Source organism: Ponticaulis profundi (genome assembly GCF_042659465.1).
Taxonomy (GTDB): Bacteria; Pseudomonadota; Alphaproteobacteria; order Caulobacterales; family Hyphomonadaceae; genus Ponticaulis; species Ponticaulis profundi.
The window spans coordinates 1-1,125 of sequence record NZ_JBHSSW010000058.1 but is presented as its reverse complement, the minus strand read 5'-3'; the positions used below and the strand labels follow the sequence as shown (position 1 = coordinate 1,125).

The 1,125-nt window shown below is 62.8% G+C and carries 1 protein-coding gene; it reads right to left on the bottom strand.

Annotated features, from left to right (window positions below; genetic code table 11):
* Nucleotides 1–10: 10 nt before the first annotated feature.
* Entirely contained in the window at nucleotides 11–1,054 is a 1,044-nt protein-coding gene (locus ACFQDM_RS15925; RefSeq protein WP_377380710.1) for an IS30 family transposase, read from the bottom strand.
* Between the last annotated feature and the right edge of the window lie 71 nt (nucleotides 1,055–1,125).

The following is a 1,125-nucleotide window of genomic DNA, read 5'->3' as shown; positions in this document are numbered from 1 at the left end:
CCTGGAAGCGCTAGCCCAAATGCGACAATGGTTGCCGGGATAGTTTCTCCCGTCTGTAGCCGCGTCCGAGTATGTTAGCCTTGAACACCTCGGCAGGCGTTCGGAAGCCGAGGCACTTGCGCGGCGTGGCATTGAGGCCCGCGCAGAGCTGACGGAGCTCCTCCTGGGAAAGGGTGTTCGGATCGGTGTCGCGGCAAAGCCATCGTCTGAGACGCTTGTTGGCGTTCTCGACGGCGCCTTTCTGCCACGGTGACTGCGCCTCGCAGAACCAGGTTTGGGCGCCCACCTCCGCCTGCAGATGCGGCCAATCGATGAACTCGGAACCACGGTCAAAGGTGATCGATCGGCAGGCATGCCGGGGCAGGGGCGTCAATGCTTGGGCGATCTGCGCCATGATCGGCTTGGTGCGCTTTTCGGTGTTCTTCAACGCGACCAGGAAGCGACTTGTGCGCTCGATCATGGTGGTGACATTGGCCGGCCCGTATTTCTGCCGGAACAGCACCAGGTCAGCCTCCCAGTGACCGAACTGCTTGCGATGCGCAATGATGTCCGGGCGGAACAAGATGCTGAGCTCAGGCGCAAATCTCGGTGGGGGGCGCTTGCGAAGCCGGTAGCCCCGACGGCGCCGGCGGCCAGAGGGCAGGTGGCGCCACAGCTCACCTCGACGACCGTCCTCGGAATAGATGTGCTGATAGATCGTCTCCTGGCAGACCCGGCGCGGGGCCCTCTCATAACGCATCCGGCCGGCGATCTGCTCGGGGGTCCAGCCGGACCTCAGGCAGCGCTCGACTTGGTCACGGAGCCCGGGATCACGCACCAGCTTGCGCTGCCGGGTCCGTCGTCCATCCGAATAGCTTTGCGCTACGACGCACCAATAGCCGCTGAGCTTCGGGATCTCGCCGTCATGGAAGTGATTGCGCCGCAACTCGCGGAAGATCGTCGAGCGGTGCCGGCCAAGCCTGCGCGCCATCTCGTCAGGGCTCAGCTTCATCTGCCGCCAGCGCTCGATCTTGCGGCGCTCGGAAAGGGAAAGGTGAGAGAACCGAACCTTCATTCTATGATCCTTTCATGGCTCAAGCCATTGTTGAGCACAGAAAGTCGCATTTCAGAATAGCGCGTCCCCCC